Annotated in this window: 1 protein-coding gene and 1 pseudogene; one reads left to right on the top strand and one right to left on the bottom strand. The window is 45.0% G+C overall.

Annotated features, from left to right (window positions below):
• Nucleotides 1-1,269: pseudogene (locus EST42_RS07530) on the top strand (glucose-6-phosphate isomerase); the annotation flags it as partial.
• Nucleotides 1,270-1,330: 61 nt separating this feature from the next.
• Here the strand turns inward: EST42_RS07530 and EST42_RS07525 are convergent.
• The coding region (locus tag EST42_RS07525) for a transposase (protein WP_167711177.1) at nucleotides 1,331-1,797 on the bottom strand (467 nt) is incomplete at its 5' end.

The following is a 1,797-nucleotide window of genomic DNA, read 5'->3' as shown; positions in this document are numbered from 1 at the left end:
TAGCGGCACCTTGCGGTGCCGAAAAAACCTGTCCATAATCTTGACATCAGCGCCCTACACTGACTGGCTTCACTTGCCAACTGAATACGACAAGGATGAATTGACACGTATTCAAGCAGCAGCAAAGAAAATCCAATCAAACTCAAAGGTTTTGGTTGTTATTGGAATCGGGGGCTCATACTTAGGTGCTCGTGCAGCAATTGATTTCTTGAACGAGTACTTCAACAACTATTTGTCAGATGAGCAACGTGACTTCCCACAAGTTCTGTTTGCTGGAAATTCAATTGCACCAGCTTACTTGAACAGCTTGATTAAGGTAATTGGCGACCGCGACTTCTCGGTTAACGTGATTTCAAAGTCAGGAACGACGACTGAGCCAGCGATTGCATTCCGTGTTTTCAAGCAAAGGTTGGAAGAAAAGTATGGCGTTGAAGGCGCTCGGAGCGCATTTATGCAACTACTGACGCAAAGCGTGGTGCTTTGAAGAAATTGGCTGACACAGAAGGCTACGAAGAATTCGTTGTGCCTGATGGTGTTGGTGGACGCTTCTCAGTTTTGACGGCTGTTGGTTTGTTGCCAATCGCAGCTGCTGGCGGTGATATCGAGCAATTGATGGCTGGAGCAGCTGCTGGTGAGGATGAATATGCTGATGCTGATTTGGCAAAGAACCCAGCTTACCAATATGCCGCTTACCGCAACATCTTGTACCGCAAGGGTTACACAACAGAATTGTTAATTAACTATGATCCAACGTTGGTACAATTTGGCGAATGGTGGAAGCAATTGCAAGGTGAGTCAGAAGGTAAGGACGGCAAGGGTATCTTCCCAGCGACTGGAAACTTCTCAACGGACTTGCACAGTTTCGGGCAATACATCCAAGACGGTCGTCGTAACTTATTTGAGACGTTGTTACGCGTAACTGATCCAGTAACAGAAGTTGTGATTCCTAAAATGGACACTGACGACGGTTTGGGTTACTTGCAAGGCGAGAAGATGAGTTACGTTAACCGTACAGCTTCAGAAGGGACGTTGTTGGCCCACGTTGACGGTGGTGTTCCCAACATGATCGTTGAGTTGGACAAGCAAAACGAATTTGCTTTGGGACAAGCTATTTACTTCTTTGAGGTATCTATTGCCATTTCTGGATACTTGAATGGAATTAACCCATTTGATCAACCAGGTGTGGAGTCATATAAGCGCAATATGTTTGGATTGTTGGGAAAGCCAGGATACGAAGATATTACTTATCAGTTACAACAACGCTTATGAATAAAATAAGGTTCAAAGTCAATGGTACTGATGAACGTATAAATTGAATATTTGAGCCTAGCTACGCCGCTGAACTTTCGAGTTCGGCGGTTTTTGCTTTGTAGTTCATCGAGTAGAAGCTGTTCTTGAATGAGATGAGAATGCGCAATCGGAAGTTCTTGAAGCTACGGAAGCCGTAGGAGACGCGCTTGATAGCCTTAATTTTGTTGTTGGCTCCTTCAACTGGACCGTTGGAATAACCGTAGATGAAGCTGTTGAGAATTTCTTCACGATGTCTGCAAAGCGTGCGACGTGCGTGTTTCATTTGGCCAGCTAGGTGCTGGTACTGGGCATCGTTCTTATCTGGAAATAGCGCTGCGTCTAAGTAATCCTGGTTTGAGCGTGACACTGCGAATATAATTTCTTGGTAGAAATTACATGAATCGCGAAGTTCATCGGAGAGTTGAAGTAGTCGCTCGACTACTTCTTGATTGGTTAGGTAGCTGTATTGGAAGTTAATTCGCTTCTTACGTGCAGTGAAATCGAGGC

Source organism: Weissella cibaria (assembly GCF_004521965.1).
In the GTDB taxonomy this organism is placed as follows: Bacteria; Bacillota; Bacilli; order Lactobacillales; family Lactobacillaceae; genus Weissella; species Weissella cibaria_A.
This window is presented reverse-complemented; position numbering and strand designations above follow the sequence as displayed.